Origin of the sequence: Belnapia sp. F-4-1, from assembly GCF_000802185.1 — a bacterium.
Taxonomy (GTDB): domain Bacteria; phylum Pseudomonadota; class Alphaproteobacteria; order Acetobacterales; family Acetobacteraceae; genus Belnapia.
Genome location: NZ_KN676113.1, coordinates 1972577 through 1990857, shown reverse-complemented (window position 1 = coordinate 1990857; position 18281 = coordinate 1972577). Strand labels below are relative to the sequence as shown.

At 71.0% G+C, this 18281-nt stretch carries 15 protein-coding genes; 12 read left to right on the top strand and 3 right to left on the bottom strand.

Annotated elements, in window-relative coordinates:
* Positions 1-4: 4 nt before the first annotated feature.
* Together LH62_RS09660 and bchF are read right to left on the bottom strand one after the other, a co-directional pair.
* On the bottom strand, positions 5-1282 hold the full coding sequence (locus LH62_RS09660) for a ferredoxin:protochlorophyllide reductase (ATP-dependent) subunit N (RefSeq protein ID WP_043360858.1): 1278 nt from the start codon (positions 1280-1282) through the stop codon (positions 5-7).
* The gene (gene bchF / locus LH62_RS09655; RefSeq protein WP_082012448.1) at positions 1279-1851 is read right to left on the bottom strand and encodes a 2-vinyl bacteriochlorophyllide hydratase; all 573 of its coding nucleotides are present in this window, start codon (positions 1849-1851) and stop codon (positions 1279-1281) included. The genes LH62_RS09660 and bchF overlap by 4 nt, the downstream gene beginning before the upstream one ends.
* Positions 1852-2308: 457 nt before the next feature.
* Between bchF and LH62_RS09650 the strand changes: the two genes are divergently transcribed.
* The 11 genes from LH62_RS09650 to LH62_RS09600 all read left to right on the top strand — a co-directional run bounded on the left by LH62_RS09650 (position 2309) and on the right by LH62_RS09600 (position 12246).
* Complete coding sequence (locus LH62_RS09650; RefSeq protein ID WP_052214056.1) at positions 2309-2980, top strand: B12-binding domain-containing protein; 672 nt, start codon at positions 2309-2311, stop codon at positions 2978-2980.
* Between the two features lie 67 nt (positions 2981-3047).
* Positions 3048-4478, top strand: coding sequence for a transcriptional regulator PpsR (ppsR, locus tag LH62_RS09645; protein WP_043360855.1), 1431 nt, complete (start codon positions 3048-3050; stop codon positions 4476-4478).
* A gap of 4 nt (positions 4479-4482) precedes the next feature.
* Entirely contained in the window at positions 4483-5370 is an 888-nt protein-coding gene (gene chlG / locus LH62_RS09640; protein WP_043360852.1) for a chlorophyll synthase ChlG, read from the top strand.
* Complete coding sequence (locus LH62_RS09635) at positions 5367-6662, top strand: BCD family MFS transporter (RefSeq protein WP_043360851.1); 1296 nt, start codon at positions 5367-5369, stop codon at positions 6660-6662. Before chlG ends, LH62_RS09635 begins: the two co-directional genes overlap by 4 nt.
* Before the next feature lie 14 nt (positions 6663-6676).
* The gene (locus tag LH62_RS09630) at positions 6677-7867 is read left to right on the top strand and encodes a geranylgeranyl diphosphate reductase (protein WP_043360849.1); all 1191 of its coding nucleotides are present in this window, start codon (positions 6677-6679) and stop codon (positions 7865-7867) included.
* A gap of 15 nt (positions 7868-7882) precedes the next feature.
* Positions 7883-8884 (top strand): hydroxymethylbilane synthase, encoded by a 1002-nt coding sequence (gene hemC, locus LH62_RS09625; protein WP_052214055.1) that lies wholly within the window; start codon positions 7883-7885, stop codon positions 8882-8884.
* Between the two features lie 63 nt (positions 8885-8947).
* Positions 8948-9796, top strand: coding sequence for an ABC transporter substrate-binding protein (locus LH62_RS09620; RefSeq protein WP_201445458.1), 849 nt, complete (start codon positions 8948-8950; stop codon positions 9794-9796).
* A gap of 7 nt (positions 9797-9803) precedes the next feature.
* Positions 9804-10475 (top strand): amino acid ABC transporter permease, encoded by a 672-nt coding sequence (locus LH62_RS09615; RefSeq protein WP_043360848.1) that lies wholly within the window; start codon positions 9804-9806, stop codon positions 10473-10475.
* A complete protein-coding gene (locus tag LH62_RS09610) occupies positions 10472-11161 on the top strand; it encodes an amino acid ABC transporter permease (protein WP_236552519.1) in 690 nt (229 codons plus the stop codon). The genes LH62_RS09615 and LH62_RS09610 overlap by 4 nt, the downstream gene beginning before the upstream one ends.
* A complete protein-coding gene (locus LH62_RS09605) occupies positions 11158-11913 on the top strand; it encodes an SDR family NAD(P)-dependent oxidoreductase (RefSeq protein WP_043360845.1) in 756 nt (251 codons plus the stop codon). Before LH62_RS09610 ends, LH62_RS09605 begins: the two co-directional genes overlap by 4 nt.
* Before the next feature lie 126 nt (positions 11914-12039).
* Positions 12040-12246: a hypothetical protein gene (locus LH62_RS09600; RefSeq protein WP_043360841.1), complete on the top strand. Its 207-nt coding sequence runs from the start codon at positions 12040-12042 to the stop codon at positions 12244-12246.
* Positions 12247-12264: 18 nt separating this feature from the next.
* On the opposite strand, the gene LH62_RS09595 is transcribed toward LH62_RS09600, so the two are convergent.
* Positions 12265-13137: a polysaccharide deacetylase family protein gene (locus tag LH62_RS09595; protein WP_082012446.1), complete on the bottom strand. Its 873-nt coding sequence runs from the start codon at positions 13135-13137 to the stop codon at positions 12265-12267.
* A 44-nt stretch (positions 13138-13181) separates the two neighbouring features.
* Between LH62_RS09595 and LH62_RS09585 the strand changes: the two genes are divergently transcribed.
* On the top strand, positions 13182-18266 hold the full coding sequence (locus LH62_RS09585; protein WP_236552518.1) for a PAS-domain containing protein: 5085 nt from the start codon (positions 13182-13184) through the stop codon (positions 18264-18266).
* Positions 18267-18281 lie beyond the last annotated feature (15 nt).

Sequence of the window (18281 nt, the reverse complement as noted above, 5' to 3'; positions counted from 1 at the left end):
GGCGCTACACCATCAACCGCGTGCGGCGGTCGAGCGGGCGGGCGAAGAGCCCGGCGAGGTCGCCCGCCTGGTCGTAGCCCTGGATCGGGGTGAAGACCAGCTCGATCGACCATTTGGTCGTGAAGCCCTCCGCCTCCAGCGGATTGGCGAGGCCGAGGCCGCAGACGACGAGGTCGGGCCGCGCGGCGCGGCAGCGGTCGAGCTGGCAGTCGACATCGCGGCCTTCGCTCAGCATGGCGCCGGCGGGGAGCAGGGCGAGTTCCTCGGCGAGATGCGCGCGGTGGAGGTAGGGCGTGCCGATCTCGACCGGCCGCATGTCCAGCTCGCGGGCGAGGAAGCGGGCGAGCGGGATCTCGAGCTGGCTGTCGGGGAAGAAGCTGATGCGGCGGCCGGCGAGCAGGGCGCGGTGGCGGGCGATGGCGGTGCGGGCACGCTGCTCGCCGGCCGCCGTCACCTCGCGGAAGCGGGCGGCGGGGACGCCCCAGGCCTCGGCGGCGGCGCGGAGCCAAGCGGTGGTGCCCTCGGCGCCGAGCGGAAAGGGCGCGGCGAGGCGGCGGGCGCCGCGGTCTTCCAGCAGCCGCGCCGTCTCGGCGAGGAAGGGCTGGGCGAGGAGGAAGCGCGTGCCGCGGCCGATGCCGGGCAGGTCGGCGGCGCGGCGGGGCGGCAGGAAGGCGACGGGGCCGATGTCGAGCGCCTCGAACTGGCGGCGCATCTGGTCCTCGACGACCTCGGCCAGAGCGCCGACGACGAGGAGGCCGGGCGCCGGGTCGGCGCGCATCTCGGGGACGAGGGCGGCGAGGCAGGCATCCTCGCCCTGGGTGAAGGTCGTCTCGATGCCGCTGCCGGAGTAGTTCAGCACGCGGACGCCAGGGGCATGGGTGGCGTTGAGCCGCTGCGCGGCGCGCGAGAGGTCGAGCTTGATGACCTCCGACGGGCAGGAGCCGACGAGGAAGAGCAGGCGGATGTCGGGGCGCCGGGCGAGGAGCTGGGCGACGACGCGGTCGAGCTCCTCATTCGCATCCGTCATGCCGGCGAGGTCGCGCTCCTCCATGATGGCGGTGGCGAAGCGCGGCTCGGCGAAGATCATGACGCCAGCGGCGGACTGCATGAGATGGGCGCAGGTGCGGGAGCCGACGACGAGGAAGAAGGCGTCCTGGATCTTGCGATGCAGCCAGATGATGCCGGTGAGGCCGCAGAAGACCTCGCGCTGGCCGCGCTCCCGCAGCACCGGCGCATCCGTGCAACCTGGCGCCGGGGCGCGGGCGAGCGCGGCGGCGCTCACTTGGAATAGCCCAGTGCGGCGGTCCAGGCGGCTTCGTCGCGGCGGGCGGTGCGCAGCTTCAGCAGGAATTGCGCGGCGTTGATGACGTAGGAGGCATAGGCCGCGAGCGCCAGCAACATCAGGTCGTGCGTGTCGCCGATGCCGGCGGCGAGCGCCACGAGATAGGCCGTGTGCAGCGCCAGGACGAGCATGCTGAACACGTCCTCCCAGAAGAAGGCGCGGGCGAAGAGGTAGCGGCCGAAGACGACCTTCTCCCAGATCGAGCCGGTGACCATGATGGCGTAGAGCACCGCGGTCTTCGCCAGGATGGAGAGGGTTGCGGCCTGGTATCCTTCGCCCGTCGCCAGGTAGTTCAGCACGAGGCCGAGGCTGACAAGGAAGACCCCGAACTGCACGGGGGCGAGGACGCCCTGCACCATGGTCCAACCGGTGGCGTCGCGGCGGCGGCGCTCCTCGGGGGTGTAGAGGGGCGGGCGGCGGGTGCGGGCGGCTTGGCGGCCGGACACCGTGCCCCAAGGGCAGGCATCGATGGAATCGATCACGCGAGTCACGACGCCGATTGTAAACATTGCTTGACAACCCCCTACGCGAGAAGGTCCGCTGAAGAACCGGTTCCCAGTGATGCCGAAGCTGCGTTGGATTTGATGTCAGCCAGCGCCGCCCATCTGCATCGCTATCGACCGATTGTCCTCCCGTTGCGTGACGCTCAGTACGGGAAGGCTAGGGCTGGCGGCTTCCGAGTGTCAAGCTTGATTGACGTAAAGACAGATTGACATTCGGTTGGGGCGAGGCCGATAACTTCCGGCGGGAGACAAGCAGATGGCCGCCATGGGACAAACCGTTGGCTCGACGTCTTGCCGGAACCTGGCCAAGGCTCTGGCGGACGCCGGCGCGACGCCGGATCCGCTTTCCCCTCTCGCCGAACCGCCGCGTCCGGGCCATTCTCCCCGCTTCGGCGACGCGCTGGCGGCTGAGGTGATCCCGCGCCTCCGCCTTGCCCACGCCGTCCCGTCGAGGAGTCTCGCCTTGACCGACCCGGCTCGGATCGATGCGCTCGGTGCCATGCTGCTGCGGCATGACGGCACCTCCGCCACGGCCTATGTCATGGCGCTGCACCGCACGGGCATGGCGGTCGAGGACATCTATCTCGGCCTGCTGGCGCCAACCGCCCAGCTGCTCGGCCAGTTCTGGGCCGACGACGTCTGCGATTTCGCCACTGTGACCCTCGGCCTCGGGCAGCTGCGCCGCATCCGGGAAAGCCTCGCCCCGCATCTGGTGGAGGGTGCGCCACCGCCGCGCCCAGGCGGACCGAGCGTGCTGCTGTCCTCGGTGCCCGGCGAGCAGCATGCCTTCGGCCTCGAGATGGTGGCGGATTTCTTCCGCCGCGCCGGGTGGCAGACGCACTGCATGCCGGTCCGCTCGATCGGCGACCTCACCGGCCTGCTGCGGCGCACGCATATCGAGGTGCTCGGCCTGACGCTCGGCGCGAGGCAGCGGATGGACCTGCTGGCGGCGACCATCCGTCGCGCGCGGCAGGCCTCGCGCTACCGCGGCCTGGCGGTGATGGTGGGTGGCCCGGCCTTCATCGACCACCCCGGCCACGCGGCGCTGGTCGGGGCGGATGCCACGGCGGCGGATGCTAGGGAAGCGCCGGTCCAGGCAGCACGGCTGCTGCGCTTGTTGGCAGAGCGTGCCTGAGGCAAGGTCCGGCGAAAAATTCCAGGGAGGAATCGTCCCCATATCCAATGCAAGGAATCCGTCGCCCGTGAAGGCGTTCAAGGCTCCGAAGACATCGCTGGGCAATCTCGATGCGGAAGCCGCCGCAATCCTGATTACCGCAGCAGCGGATATCGCCCTCATCATCGATGAGCGCGGCGTCATCCGTGACGTGGCTTTCAACAGTGAGGACCTCGCCGCCGAGATGGAGAGCGAGGCGGGCTGGCTCGACCGGCCCTGGCTCGACACCGTGGCCGAGGACAGCCGGCCGAAGGTGGAGGCCATGCTGCGCGACGTGGCCGACCGGACCCTGCCGCGCTGGCGGCACATCAACCAGGGGGCGGGCGGGGGTGGTTCCGTGCCGATCCTCTTCTCCACGGTGCGGGTCGGCGAGGGTGGCCGCGTCGTCGCCTTCGGGCGGGACCTCAGGCCGCTTTCGCTGCTGCAGCAGAGGCTGGTGGAGGCACAGCAGTCGATCGACCGCGACTATGCCCGGCTGCGCCATGCCGAGACGCGGTACCGGATGCTGTTCCAGCTCTGGACCGAGCCGGTGCTGATCCTCGATGCGGCGACGCTCACCGTGCTGGAGGCCAACCGCGCGGCGGACCAGCTGCTCGGGCGCGGCGGCAAGCGTGGCGCGGCGCTGGTCTTCCTCGACCTCTTCGGCGAGGCGGCGCGGGACCGGATCCAGATGACGCTGGGCGGGATGCGGGCGACCGGACGCGCGGAGGACGTGCAGGCGGTGCTGCAGCAGGATGGGCGGGAGGTTCTGGTTTCCGCCACCCCCTTCCGGCAGGAGAATGCCAGCCTGGTCCTGGTGCGGCTGACCTATCCGCAGGGTGAGTCGGGGGCGGTGGTGCTGCCGCGCGCCAAGTCGAAGATGCTGCGGCTGGTGGAGAGCGTGCCGGACGCCTTCGTCGTCACCGAACAGGACGGGCGCATCGTCACCGCCAATGCCGCCTTCGTCGAGATGGCGCAGCTCGGGGCGGAGGAGCAGGCGGTGGGGCAGCCGCTGGAGCGATGGCTCGGCCAGCCCGGCGTCGAGATCGAGGTGCTGACGGCCAATCTTCGCCAGCGCGGGCCCGTGCGGCTCTTCGCCACCACGCTGCGGGGCGAGTATGGCGCGACCTTCGATGTAGAGATCTCCGCCGTCTCGGTGACGAACGGCACCGGGCCCTGCTTCGGCTTCGCCATCCGCGACATCGGCACGCGCGTCATCACGCCGGCGCGGGCGGCGGCGCGGACGCCGAGATCCGTCGAACAGCTGACAGAGCTGATCGGGCAGGTGCCGCTGAAGGACCTGGTGCGCGAGGCGACCGACGTGATCGAGCGGCTCTGCATCGAGGCGGCGCTGGAGCTGACGGGCGACAATCGCGCCTCGGCCGCCGAGATGCTGGGGCTCAGCCGGCAGAGCCTTTATGTGAAGCTCCGGCGCTACGGGCTTGGTGACCTGCCCGCCGAGAATGACGGAATGGGATGACCGCATGAGCGACCGCGCCCTCCGCCTCGACCCCGCCGCCTGCCTTGAGCTGCTGAAGCCGATCACTTGGTTCGCGCCGATGTGGGCCTTCTCCTGCGGGGTGGTGTCCTCGGGCGCGGGGGGCGCGGGGCGGTGGCATGTGATCGCGGCGGGGCTGCTGCTGACCGGGCCGTTGGTCTGCGGCACGAGCCAGGCGGTCAACGACTGGTTCGACCGGCATGTGGATGCGATCAACGAGCCGGGGCGGCCGATCCCCTCCGGGCGCATCCCGGGGCGGTGGGGACTCTGTATCGCCATCCTTTGGACGCTGGTCTCGCTCGCCGTGGCGACGGTGCTCGGCCCCTGGGGCTTCGCGGCGACGGTGCTCGGCCTGGTGCTGGCCTGGGCCTACAGCGCGCCGCCGCTGCGGCTGAAGGCGAATGGCTGGTGGGGCAATGCCGCCTGCGGCGCCTGCTACGAGGGCCTGCCCTGGATCACCGGGGCAGCGGTGCTGGGGGCGGCGGCGCCGGATGGGCGGGTGCTCGCCATCGCCGCGCTCTACAGCATCGGCGCGCATGGGATCATGACGCTGAACGACTTCAAGTCGGTCGAGGGCGATGCGCGCATGGGCATCGGCTCCCTCCCCGTGAAGCTCGGCGTGGAGCGGGCGGCGCAGCTGGCCTGCGTGGTGATGGCGGCGCCGCAGGTCGTCGTCGTGGCGCTGCTGGTAAGCTGGGGCAGTGCCTGGCAGGCGGGCGCCATCGGCCTGCTGCTGGCGGCGCAGCTCTGGCTGATGCAGCGGCTGCTGGCCGACCCGCGCGGCCGGGCGCCCTGGTACAACGGCACGGGTACGACGCTCTATGTGCTCGGGATGCTTTTCGCCGCCTTTGCCTTGCGGCCCGTGCTGCCATGATCGGCTGGCTCGGCATCCTGCGCCTCGGGCTGGTCCAGACGGCGCTGGGGGCGATCGTCGTGTTGACGACCTCGGCCATCAACCGGGTGATGGTGGTGGAGCTGGGGCTGCCGGCGACCATCCCCGGCCTGCTGGTGGCGCTGCATTACGCGATGCAGCTGATGCGGCCGGCGATGGGCTACGGCTCGGACACCGGCGGGCGGCGGACGCCCTGGATCATCGGCGGGGTCGGCGTGCTGGGGCTGGGCGGCATCGGCGCGGCGCTGGCGACGGGGCTGATGGCGGAGTGGCGGGTGGCGGGGCTGGCGCTGGCGGCGCTGTCCTTCGTGACGATCGGGCTCGGCGTGGGCGCGGCGGGGACTTCGCTGCTGGCGCTGCTGGCCACACGGGTGGCGCCGGCCCGGCGGGCGCCGGCGGCGACCATCGTCTGGCTGATGATGATCTTCGGCTTCATCGTGACAACCGCGTTGGCCGGGCGGTTCCTCGACCCCTTCTCGCCGGCGCGGCTGCTGGCGGTGGCGGCGGCAGTCTCGGGCATGGCCATGCTGGTGACGGTGCTGGCGGTCTGGGGAATGGAGCCGGCGGGGCTGCGCGCGGCGCCGGAGCGCGCGCCGCGGGGCGGGTTCCGGACGGCCCTTGCAGAAATCTGGGGGGAGCGGCAGGCGCGGCAATTCACCGTCTTCGTCTTCATCTCGATGCTGGCCTATAGCGCGCAGGACCTAATCCTCGAGCCGTTCGGGGGTGTCGTGTTCGGCCTCTCGCTCGGGCAGACGACGCAGCTGGCCTCGCTGCAGCATGGCGGGGTTTTCGGTGGGATGGTGCTGGTGGCGCTGTTCGGCGGGCGCCTCGGCTCGCTGAAGGGATGGACGGTGGCCGGATGCGCCGCCTCGGCGGTGGCGCTGTTCGGGCTTACCGGAGCTGCCGCGGTCGGTCCGGGCTGGCCGCTTGGCCTGTCCTACGTGGCGCTCGGGGCGGCGAACGGCGCCTTCGCGGCGGCGGCGATCGCCACGATGATGCAGCTGGCCGGCCAGGGCCGCGGCGGGCGCGAGGGAACGCGCATGGGCCTCTGGGGCGCGGCGCAGGCCATCGCCTTCGGGCTCGGCGGGTTGGCGGGGGCCGGGGCGAGCGACCTAGCGCGCAGCCTCATCGGCTCGGCATCGATGGCCTATGGCACCGTGTTCTGCGCCGAAGGGGCGCTGTTCCTCGTATCGGGCGTGCTGGCGGCAAGGATCGGCCGGGCCACGGCCCCAGGGCTTCGCCTGGACGGCATCGCCGCCTCGCGCAACGGGTAAGGGAGGACCCAACCATGGCCAACGAGCCGGGATGCTTCGATGTCGTCGTGGTCGGCGGCGGACCCTCCGGGGCGACGGCGGCGGATGACCTGGCGCGGGCCGGGCGGCGCGTGCTGCTGCTCGACAAGGCCGGGCGGATCAAGCCCTGCGGCGGCGCCATCCCACCCCGGCTGGTACGCGACTTCGACATCCCGGAGCGCATCATCGTGGCACGGGTCAACGCGGCACGGATGATCGCACCCTCCGCGCGCGAAGTGGACATGCCGATCGATGGCGGCTTCGTCGGCATGGTGGACCGGGAGCATTTCGACGAGTTCTTACGGGTGCGCGCGGCGGAGAACGGGGCGGAGCGGGCGACGGGCAGCTTCGAGCGGATCGAGCGTGAGGCGGACGGCATGGCGGCCGTCGTCTACGCCGCGAAGGACGGCGCCGAGACGCGCGTCAGGACGCGGCTGGTGATCGGCGCCGACGGGGCGAAGAGCAAGGTGGCGAAGCAGGAGGTGCCGGCGGCGGCGAAGCTGCCCTGCGTCTTCGCCTATCATGAGATCGTCGCCTCGCCAGCCGATGGCACGGGGAAGTTCGACGCGAAGCGCTGCGACGTCTTCTACCAGGGGCGGCATTCGCCGGATTTCTATTCCTGGATCTTCCCGCATGGGGAGACGACGAGCATCGGCACCGGCTCCGCCCATAAGGGCTTCTCGCTGCGCGGCTCGGTCGGCGCGCTGCGCGAGGCGACGGGGCTGGCGGGGCAGCCGACGATCCGCCGCGAGGGGGCGCCGATCCCGATGAAGCCTGCGCGGCGCTGGGACAATGGACGCGACGTGGTATTGGCCGGCGATGCGGCGGGCGTCGTGGCGCCGGCCTCGGGCGAGGGCATCTACTATGCCATGCTCGGTGGGCGGCTGGCGGCGGAGGCGGCGGGGGCCTGCCTCGCCACGGGCGATGCGCGGGCTCTGCGCCTCGCACGCAAGCGCTTCATGAAGGCGCATGGCCGCGTCTTCTGGATCCTCGGGATCATGCAGTACTTCTGGTATTCCTCCGACAAGCGGCGGGAGAAATTCGTCGCCATCTGCGAGGACAAGGACGTCCAGCGGCTGACCTGGGAATCCTACATGAACAAGGAGCTGGTGCGGCGCGATCCGATGGCGCATGTGCGCATCTTCTTCAAGGATCTCGCGCATCTCTTCGGCTTCGCCCGCGCCTGAGCAGGAGTGCCCACGATGACCCGTCTGCGCTCCCTCGACATCCCGACCGCGCCGCGCCACGGTGCGGGGCAGAGCCTGCCGCTGAAGGTCGGCACGCGGGGCTCGCCGCTCGCCTTATGGCAAACGCGGCATTTCCTCTCGATCGTCAGCGGCTTCTGCCCGGTGCTGCGCAATGCGAAGGCTTTCGAGGAACATGTCATCAGCACCGAGGGCGACCGGGTGCAGGACCGCCGGCTCGCCGATATCGGCGGCAAGGGGCTCTTCGCCAAGGAAATCCATGAGGCGCTGCTGGATGGGCAGGTGGATTTCGCCGTCCACAGCCTGAAGGATTTGGAGACGGAGCTGCCGCCGGGCATCGTGCTCGCCTGCCTGCTACAGCGGGAAGATCCGCGGGATGCGATCATCCTCGGGCCCGTCTGCGGGGCGCCGGACCAGCGCGATCCGCTGGCCTGCATCCCGCACGGGGCACTGATCGGCACGGCCTCGGTGCGGCGGCAGTCGCAGATCCTGGCGCTGCGGCCGGACCTGCGCTGCGCCATCATCCGCGGCAACGTGCAGACGCGGCTGGGGCGGGTACGGAACGGGGACTTCGCCGCCTCCTTCCTGGCGCTAGCCGGGCTGAAGCGGATGGGGCTGGAGCGGGAGGCGGGCGTGGTGCTGGAGGCCGATGCGGTGGTGCCGGCCGCCGGGCAGGGCATCGTCGGCGTCACCGTCAGGGCGCGGGATGTGGAACTGCATGAGCTGCTCGCCGCTATCGAGGACCGGGAGGCGCGGATCGTCGCCACCGCCGAGCGGGCGCTGCTCGGCGCGCTCGACGGCTCCTGCCGGACGCCGATCGGGGCCTATGCGCAGCTTGGGGCGGATGGGGTGGTGCGGCTGACGGGGCTCATCGCCCGGCCGGATGGCAGCTACCTGCTGCGCGACCGCATCGAGGGGCCGGCGATGGAGGCGGAGCGGCTCGGACGCACGCTCGGCGAGCGGCTGCGGCGGGAGGCGCCGGCAGATATTCTTGCCTGACAACGGGTTGACGGATCGGCTCCGCATCAGGAGGCTGCGCTCCCCGAATGAAGGAGCCCACGCGTGCTGAGACGCTTCCTGCTGGCCGCCCCGTTGTTGGTCCTCGCCCTCGCTGCCCCGGCGCAGGAGGCGGACCATCCGCAGAGCCGGCCGCTGGTCGTCGGCTCGGATTTCGGCGTGGCGCCCTGGATGGTGCGCGGGGCGAACGGGCCGGAGGGCTTCGGCGTCGACCTGATGACCGAGATCGCCAAGCGGCTCGGGCGGCCGGGGGTCGAGATCGTCGATGTGAACTTCTCGGGGCTGTTCGCGGCGCTCTTCGCCAAGCGGTTCGAGTTCACGGCCAACCCGCTGAACATCACCGAGGAGCGGGCGCAGCGGATGCTCTACACCGAGCCCTTCTTCGCCACAGGCAACGGCTTCATCACCCGGCGCAGCGAGACGCTGGCGGGGCTGGAGGCGCTGAAGGGCAAGGCGATCGCGGTCAACCGCGGGACGATCAGCGATACCTGGGCGACGGCGAATGCCGAGAAATACGGCTTCGAGGTGCAGCGCTACGACACCTTCCCCGACAGCGTGCAGGCGGTGCTGACGCGCCGCGCCTTCGCCGCTATCAACGAGATCCCGACGACGGTCTATGCCGCCAGCCAGAACCGGCAGATCACCGTCGCCTTCAAGGACTACACGGGGCGGAATTTCGGCATCGCCTTCCGGCCGGAAAGCCGCGAGTACCGCAACCGGGTGGAGGAAGTGCTGGAATGCATGAAGCAGGACGGCTTCCTCGCGCGGCTGCATGAGAAGTGGTACGGCGCGCCGCCGGATGCGGGCTCCTCGATGACGCAGGTCTTCCCGGGCTATGGGCCGCCGGGGCTGCCGGGCTTCGAGGATACGGCGCACACGCCGCGCTGCCAGTAATCGCCGCATGGAGCGGCTGGCGGAGTACTACCTCAATCTCGATATCCTGCGCAGCTACGGACCGGAGATCGCCGCCGGCCTTTGGGTGACGCTGTCGGCGGCCATCGCCACGGTGGTGCTCGGCATCGGGCTGGGTCTCGCCATGGCCGTCGTGCTGGCGGCGCGGGTGCCGGTGCTGCGGCAGCTCCTCGTGATGTGGATCGAGTTGTTCCGCACGCTGCCGCAGCTGGCCGTCATCATCGTGCTGTATTTCGGACTGCCCTATGCGGGCATCACGCTCTCGCCCTTCTGGGCGACGGTCGGGGCGCTGGGGGCGGTGCTCTCGGCCTTCGCCGCCGAGATCTTCCGCAGTGCGATCCAGGCCCTACCGCGCGGGCAATGGGATGCGGCCTATGCGATGGGGTTCCGGTTCCGCGGGACCTTCTTCCTCGTCATCCTGCCGCAGGCGGTCAGGCTGGCGATCCCGCTGCTGACCAACCGGGCGATTGCCATCACCAAGGGGACGGCGCTTGGCACCGCCGTGTCGCTCTCCGAGGTGCTGGGGAGGGCGCAGAGCGCGATGGCGATTGCGGCCAATCCTTCGCCGCTGACCCTCGCCGCGGCGCTCTACCTGGTGCTGTTCCTGCCGCTGGTGGTGGCGACACGCTGGCTCGAGGCACGGCGGGTGGTGCCGCGATGATGCTGCAGGACCTGATCGACAATTTCGCCGACTGGGACAGCCTTGTCCGCGTCTGGCCGCTGCTGGCGCAGGGGCTGTGGGTGACGGCGAAGCTGGCGCTCGTCGCCCTGCCGCTCGGCATGCTGGCGGGGCTGCTGGTCGGGCTCGGCTGCGCGTTGGGCGGCCGCGCGGTGCGGGTCGGGCTGCTCTGCTGGATCGACCTGTTCCGCGCCTTCCCGGTGCTGGTGCTGCTGGTGCTGATCTATTACGGCCTGCCCTTTCTTGGCCTGACGCTGCCGGCCTTCGCCGCGGTGGTGCTGGCGCTGGTGTTGAACAATTCCGGCTATTACGGCGAGATCTTCCGGGCCGGCCTCGCCAGCATCCCGCATGGCCAGCGGGAAGCGGCGGCGGCGCTCGGCCTCTCGCCGTTGCGCGCGATGCTGCTGGTCGTGCTGCCGCAGGCGCTGCGGGCGGTGATCGCGCCGCTCGCCTCGAACAGCCTGGAGCTGGTGAAGGCGACCTCCATCGCCGCCATGGTCGCGCTGCCGGAGCTGCTGCGGAGCGCGCGGGTGGCGCAGGAGCAGACCTACAATCCGACGCCGCTGATGGCGGCTGCGGTGCTGTACTTCGTGCTGCTCTGGCCCTTCGCCCATGCGGTGGCGCGGCTGGAGCGGCGGATGCTCGTGGCAAGCGGAGGCGGGCGATGAGGCTCAAGGATCGCGTGGTGCTCGTCACCGGCGGGGCGTCGGGGATCGGGCGGGCGATCGCGGCACGCTTCGTCGCGGAGGGCGCCATCGTCGTCATCGCCGATGTGACGACCGTGGTGCGGGAGGGCGGGCAGCCGACGCATGAATGGCTCGGCATCGAGCACATCGCCACCGATGTCTCGGTGGAAGCAGCCTGCGAGGCGGCGGTGGCGCAGGTCGTGGCGCGGCACGGGCGGCTCGACGTGCTGGTGAACGATGCGGCCATCACCCTCGGCAAGCCGCTGCTGGACTGCACGCAGGAGGAGTGGGACCGGGTGCTGGCGGTGAACCTCACCGGCTGCTTCCTGATGAGCCGCGCGGCGGTGCGGGCGATGCTGGCGCAGCCGCCGCGCGGCGAGGTGCGCGGGCGGATCGTCAACATCTCTTCGCAGCATGGGATGGTCGCCTCGCCGGGCGACATCGCCTACGGGACCTCGAAGGCGGGGGTTGCCTATCTCACGCGGCAGGTGGCGGTGGATTATGCGGCGCAGGGCATCGTCTGCAATGCGGTGGCGCCGGGGAAGATCCTCACCGGCAAGACGGGGCGGGCCGTCGACCCGGCGATGATCGCCTATTCCCATGCGCGCACGCCCTGGCCGCGGCTCGGCCGGCCGGAGGATGTGGCGGGGGCGGCGCTGTTCCTCGCCTCGGACGACGCGATGTATGTCACCGGGGAGAACCTGATGGTCGATGGCGGGTGGATGGCCTACTGAGCCGCCCCTGGCTCCGATGGCGGCCGCGGCATGATCCGTATACGCATTAAATACGCTTAATCGCAAACTTGTAGGTTGTGTCAGGCGCCTGGTGTTTCAAAAATGGGTCTCGGAACGGAGATCAAGATGGCAGCCCTGCTTCACCTCTTTACTTTCGGTATCGCTACCTATTTCGCCCTCATTCTCGTCTTCCTGGTCTACTGCCTTGTCAGGGACAAGAACCGGCAGCACGGGCGGGATGCCTATGCGGGCAGGGGCCGGGCCAGCGCCGGCAGGGCAAGGGTCGTCCGCCGCCGGCCGGTCAGCAATGGGGAATGGGCGGCGGGTTTCTGAGGAAGGCCGGCAGCGACCTCAGGCCAGGGCCTGAGACCGGTACCAGTCCAGCAGCTGCACCCCGTTCCAGTGCAGCACGCCGCTGTGCTTCGCCACATGGTCGTAGAAGCGTTCGAGGTATTTGATCCGGTGCGGCTGGCCGGAGATGTAAGGGTGGATGGCGATGGACATGATCTTCGCCCGCTCTGCCCCCTCCTCGTAGAGCCGGTCGAACTGGTCGATGGCGCGCTTCAGCAGGTAGTCGCTCTCATGGTGCTGGACGAGCATCATCGGAATGTCGTTCAGCTCCACCGTGTAGGGCAAGGTGACAAGCGGGCCGCGCTCCGTGCGGATGGTGGTGGGCTCGTCGTCATAGACCCAGTCGCCGATGTACTGCACGCCAGCCTCGGCCAGCAGCTCCGGCGTTTCCAGCGTCTGGGTGAGGCCTGGGCCTAGCCAGCCGACGGGGCGGGTGCCGGTGAAGTGCTCCAGCGCATCCATCGAGCGATGGATCATGGCGCGCTGATCGGGCTCCTTGTGGATCGGCCCCTGTTCCCAGGAATGGCCCATGAACTCCCACCCGGCCTCCAACGCCTGGCGGGCGACGCGCTCGTAATCCTCGCAGACGCGGGCGTTGATCGAGAGCGTGGGCGCGATGCCGAGGCGCTCATAAAGCTTGAAGAAGCGCCAGACGCCGACGCGCATGCCGTATTCGTGCCAGGACCAGTTCGGCACGTCCGGCAGCAGCACCTGGCCGGTCGGGGCCGGCAGCACCTGGCGGGCCATGGGCTTGCCGATGTCCCAGGCCTCGAGGTTGACGATGGTCCAGACGGCGACGCGCGCCTCGCCGGGCAGGCGGAGCGGAGGCCGGTCGACGATGGCGGAGTAGGCGGCTCGGTCGCGTGGCTGCATGGGCATCCTGGATCCTCCGCACGCCCCAGGAGACGCGATGGCCGGTGGGGCAGCTCCCGGATCGCGGCAGCTTGGCAGCCCCGGGCGGGCGCGCCAAGCTCACCACCTCGGGAGTGACGACCATGGCCCTGCGCTGCGACCTCATCATCCGCGACGCCATGCTGATCGACGGCACCGGCGGGCCGGCGCGGCGGGGTGATCTCGGCGTCAGCGGCGACCGGATCGCGGCCATCGGCGACCTTTCCGCGGCCGTTGCCGACCGCGAGGTGATGGCGGCAGGCCGGGCGGTGGCGCCGGGCTTCATCGACGCGCACACGCATGACGACCAGGCGGTGCTGTGCGGGCCGCGCTGCATGGCCTGCAAGACCTCGCAGGGGGTGACCACGGTGGTGGTCGGCAATTGCGGCATCAGCCTCTCGCCGGTGCCGATGGCGGAGCGGCCGCCGGCGCCGCTCGACCAGGTCTGCGCGCCGGAGTGGTGGATCTTTGATAGTTTCGGCGCCTATGCGGAGCGGCTGCGGCGGGAGCCGGCCGCGGTCAACACGCTCGCGCTGATCGGGCACATGTCGCTCCGCCTCGGGGCGATGGGGCGGGACCTCGACCGGCCGGCGACGGACCGCGAGGCGGAGGCGATGCGCCGCAAGCTTGCCGAGGCGCTGGCGGAGGGAGCGGCGGGGCTCTCGACCGGGCTGTTCTATGCCCCCAGCCGGCACGCCCCGACCGCTGAGGTCATCGCCGTCGCCGAGGCATTGCGGGTGCATGGCGGACTCTATGTCACCCATATGCGGAACGAGGCGGAGGGGGTGCTGGACAGCATCGAGGAGACGCTCTCAATCGGCGCCGCGGCCGGGGTGCCGGTGGTCATCAGCCACCACAAATGCGCCATGCCGGAAAATCACGGCCGGTCGCGGGAGACGCTGGCCGCGATCGAGGCTGGGGCGCGGCGGCAGGCGGTGGCCTTCGATGTCTACCCATATGCCGCTTCCTCCACCTCGCTCGCCGCGCGCAAGCCGCGGGCGGACGTGCCGGTGCGGATCGCCGCCTCCCTGCCCCATCCGGAGATGGCGGGGCGGATGCTGGACGAGGTGGCGGCCGAATGGGGCGTCCCGCTGGAGGCGGCCGCGGCACGCCTCTTGCCGGCCAGCGGCATCTTCCACACCATGGCGGAGGAGGACGTGCAGCGGATCATGGCCCACCCGATGGCGATGATCGGCAGCGATGGCGGGCCGCTGGCGAAGCACCCGCACCCCCGGCTCTGGGGCACCTTCCCCCGGGTGCTCGGGCATTACGGGCGCGATCTCGGCCTCTTCCCGGTGGAGGCGGCCATCCACAAGATGACCGGCCGGCCGGCCGCGGTCTTCGGCCTCGAGGGGCGCGGGGTGCTGGCGCCGGGGCCTTCGCCGACCTGGTGCTGTTCGACCCGGCGACCATCGCCGACCGCGCGACCTTCGCCGAGCCGCGGCAGCCGGCGGCGGGCATCGCCGAGGTCTGGGTCAACGGGCAGACGGCCCATACGGAGGCGGGCGGGGCGACGGAGGCCCGGTCCGGGCGCCTCCTGCGGCGAGTCGCGGCGTGATCCCTGCCGGGTGCGACAGACGCGACAATTCTTCCGCGACGATGGGACCGCCATGAGACGCATAAGGCGTCCAATGACGTCCATGCCCGACCATGCCCCGACGCAGGATCTGATGGACCCCGCCGAGGCCTCGCTGCTGCTGCCTGCCCTGCTGCGCCGGATGAAGGCCGGCATCGGCGTGTTCGAGCCGGACCTGACGCTGCGCATTGCCAACCCGGCCCTCGCCACGGTGCTGGGGCTGACCCTGCGGCCCTTCCGCGGCCAGGCGCTGGCCTCGTTGCTCGGCGCCTCGATCGGACCGGCGCGGGCCCCCTTCGAGGCCCCGGCCGGCGGTTCCGCCCGTTGGGCCACGCCGGATGAGCGGCATCTCGAGGTCGAGGTGGAGGTGCTGGCCGACGGCAGCCGGTTCGCCCTGTTCCGCGACGTGACCCGGCAGCACGAGGCGGAGGAAAGCCTCGCCACGGCGCGCAGCCGCAGCGAGCTGCTGCTGCGCTACGTCACCGACTGCGTCGTGCTGCTGGACCCTGACGGGGTGATCCTCGAGAATACCGACCGCTCCGGCCGGCTGCTCGACCTGCCGCCGGAGCTGGTGCAGCCGGGCTGCACCCATCAGGACGTGCTGCGCTACATGTACCAGCGCGGCGACTACAGCTTCGAGGAAGCGGAGGACGCCTTCGTCGCGCGGCGGCGGGCCGAGATCCTGGCCGCCGGCGACCTCACCTTCACCGCGCTGATGCCGAACGGGGTCTGGGCGGAATACAATTTCTGGCCGCGGCGGGACGGCCATCTGCTCATCATCATCCGCGACGTGACCGCGCTGAAGGAGGCGCAGGCGACGCTGGAGGCGGAGCGGGCGCAGGCACGGCGGCTGCTGGCCAGCCTCGGCGATGCGGTGATGCTGTTCGATGCGGACGGTACCCTGCTCGAAACCAACGGGCATGAGGATGCGGTGCTCGGCCTGCCGCCGGAATTCGGCCGGCCCGGGGCGCGCTTCCAGGATGCGCTGCGCTACATGGTCCGGCGCGGCGATTTCGGCCGGGACCGGCCGGAGGACGCCGAGGTCGCCATGCATTGGCTGGCCCTCACCTCGCCCGGCCACAAGCGGCTGGCGCAGCGCTTCGCCAATGGCCGCTGGATCGAGCTGCACTACCATCCGCAGCCGGACGGCAAGCTCTGCATCGTCGCCCGCGACATCACCGAGATGCGCGAGAGCGCCCTGGCGCTGGAGGCCGAGCGGGCGACGCTGCGCACCGTCATCGACAATCTGGCCGATGGCGTGATGCTGTATGACAAGGACTACCGCTGGCGCATCGCCAACCGGCAGCTCATGGATTTCCTCCGCCTGCCGCCTGAGATCGCGCATCCGGGCGCGAGCGGGCGGGACATCCTCCGCTTCCAGGCCCTGCGCGGCGATTTCGGGCCGCCGCCCGAGGACCCGGCGGAGCTCGAGGCGCTGGTGGAGGAGCGCGCCCAGACCATGCTGCAGCCGGGCGGCAACCGCTATGTCCGCAAGACCGCCGGCGGCTACTGGATCGAGTTCAACATGCTGCCCCTGCCGGATGGCGGGCTGCTCACCTGCTTCCGCGACATCACCCGCCTCAAAGACCAGGAGGAGGCGCTGGAGGCGGAGCGCGCCCTGCTCCGCCGCGTGCTGGACGGGCTGCAGGACGCGGTGATCCTGCTCGACCCCGATGGCGCCATCGTCGAGACCAATGGCAAGGCCCCTTCCCTGTTCGGCCTGCCGGAGGAGCTGATGCAGCGCGGCTCCTCGCATCAGGCAGTGCAGCGCTGGCGCTACCGCCACGGCGAATTCGGCTTCGACCGGCCGGAGGACGAGGTGGTGGAGGAGCGCTGGGCGACGGTGAAGGCCAGCATCGGGCCGATGCCGCTGCGCCTGATGCCGAACGGCAAATGGGTGGAGAACCAGTTCCGCACCCTCCCCAACGGCCAGATCCTCGCCACCTGCCGGGACATGACGGCCTTGAAGCTCAACGAACAGGCGGCGTTGGCCGCCAAGGGCGAAGCCGAGGCGGCGCGCGACGCGGCCGAAACGGCGGCGCGGGCCAAGGCGACCTTCCTCGCCGCCATGAGCCACGAGATCCGCACGCCGATGAACGGCGTGCTCGGGATGATGGAGATCCTGGAACGCTCCGGCCTCTCGGCCGACCAGGGCCGGGCGCTGGCGGTGATGCGGGAGAGCGCGCAGTCGCTGCTGCGCATCATCGACGACATCCTGGATTTCTCGAAGATCGATGCCGGGCGGCTGGAGGTGGAGGCGCTGCCCTTCAGCCTGCGCAGCCTGGTGGACGGCATGGTGGAGACGCTGGTGCCGCAGGCCCGCGCCAAGGGCCTTGCCATCTTCACCGACCCGGCGGGGCCGGGGCCGGACTGGGTGACGGGTGACCCGACGCGGGTGCGGCAGATCCTCTTCAACCTGCTCGGCAACGCGCTGAAATTCACCGAGCGCGGCTTTGTCCGGGTGATGGCGGATACGCGGCCGGAGCCGGACGGGCGGGTGCAGGTGGTGCTGGCGGTGGAGGACAGCGGCATCGGCATGGATGCGGCGGCGCAGCTCCGCCTGTTCCAGCCCTTCGCCCAGGCCGACAGCTCCACCACGCGGCGCTTCGGCGGGACGGGGCTCGGCCTTTCCATCGTCCGCCGGCTGGCGCAGCTGATGGGCGGGGACGTGACGGTGGAGAGCACGCCGGGCCGCGGCAGCCGCTTCACGGTGACGCTGCTGCTCGCCCCGGCGGCGGCGGGGGAGACGGCGGAGGCGGCGGTGGCGGCCGGTCCCGTGGCAGCACCGCAGACGCTCGAGGGGCTGCCGCGGCTGCTGCTGGCGGACGACCATCCGGTGAACCGGGAGGTGCTGCTGCGCCAGCTGGAGGTGCTCGGCCTCACCGCCGACGTGGCGGAGGACGGGGCGGCGGCGTTGAAGCTCTGGCAGGCGCGGCGGCACGGCATCCTGCTGCTCGACCTGCACATGCCGGAGCTCGACGGCTTCGGCCTCGCCCGGCGCATCCGCGAGGAGGAGGCGGCGGGAGGGCTGCCGCGCACCGGCCTCGTCGCGGTGACGGCGGATGCGCTGAAGGGCGAGGATGCGCGCTGCTATGCGGCGGGGATGGACGGCTTCCTTTCCAAGCCCGTCTCGCTCGATGCGCTGGCCCGCACCCTCGGCCGCTGGCTGCCGGAGCTGGCCCCCGAGGCGGCGACGGCGGCGGATACGGTGAGCGGCGCGCTGTTCGACCCGGAGGCGCTGCGCGGGCTGTTCGGGGCGGATGCGGCGCGGCTGTCGGGCATCCTCGACAGCTTCGCCGCCAATGCGCAGCAGGAGGTGGCGACGCTGGCCGCGGCGGCGCCGGACCGGCTGGCGGGCACGGCGCACCGATTGAAGGGCGCCTCGCACATGGTCGGGGCGCGGCTGCTGGCGGAGCAGGCGGCGCGCGTCGAGAGCCTGGCACGCGAGGGCGAGCTGACGGCGGCGCGGCAGGCGGCGGCAGGGATGGAGGCGCTGCTGGCGCAGACTCTGAAGGCGGCGCGGGCCGGATTGTAGCGCCGGCGGCGCGGC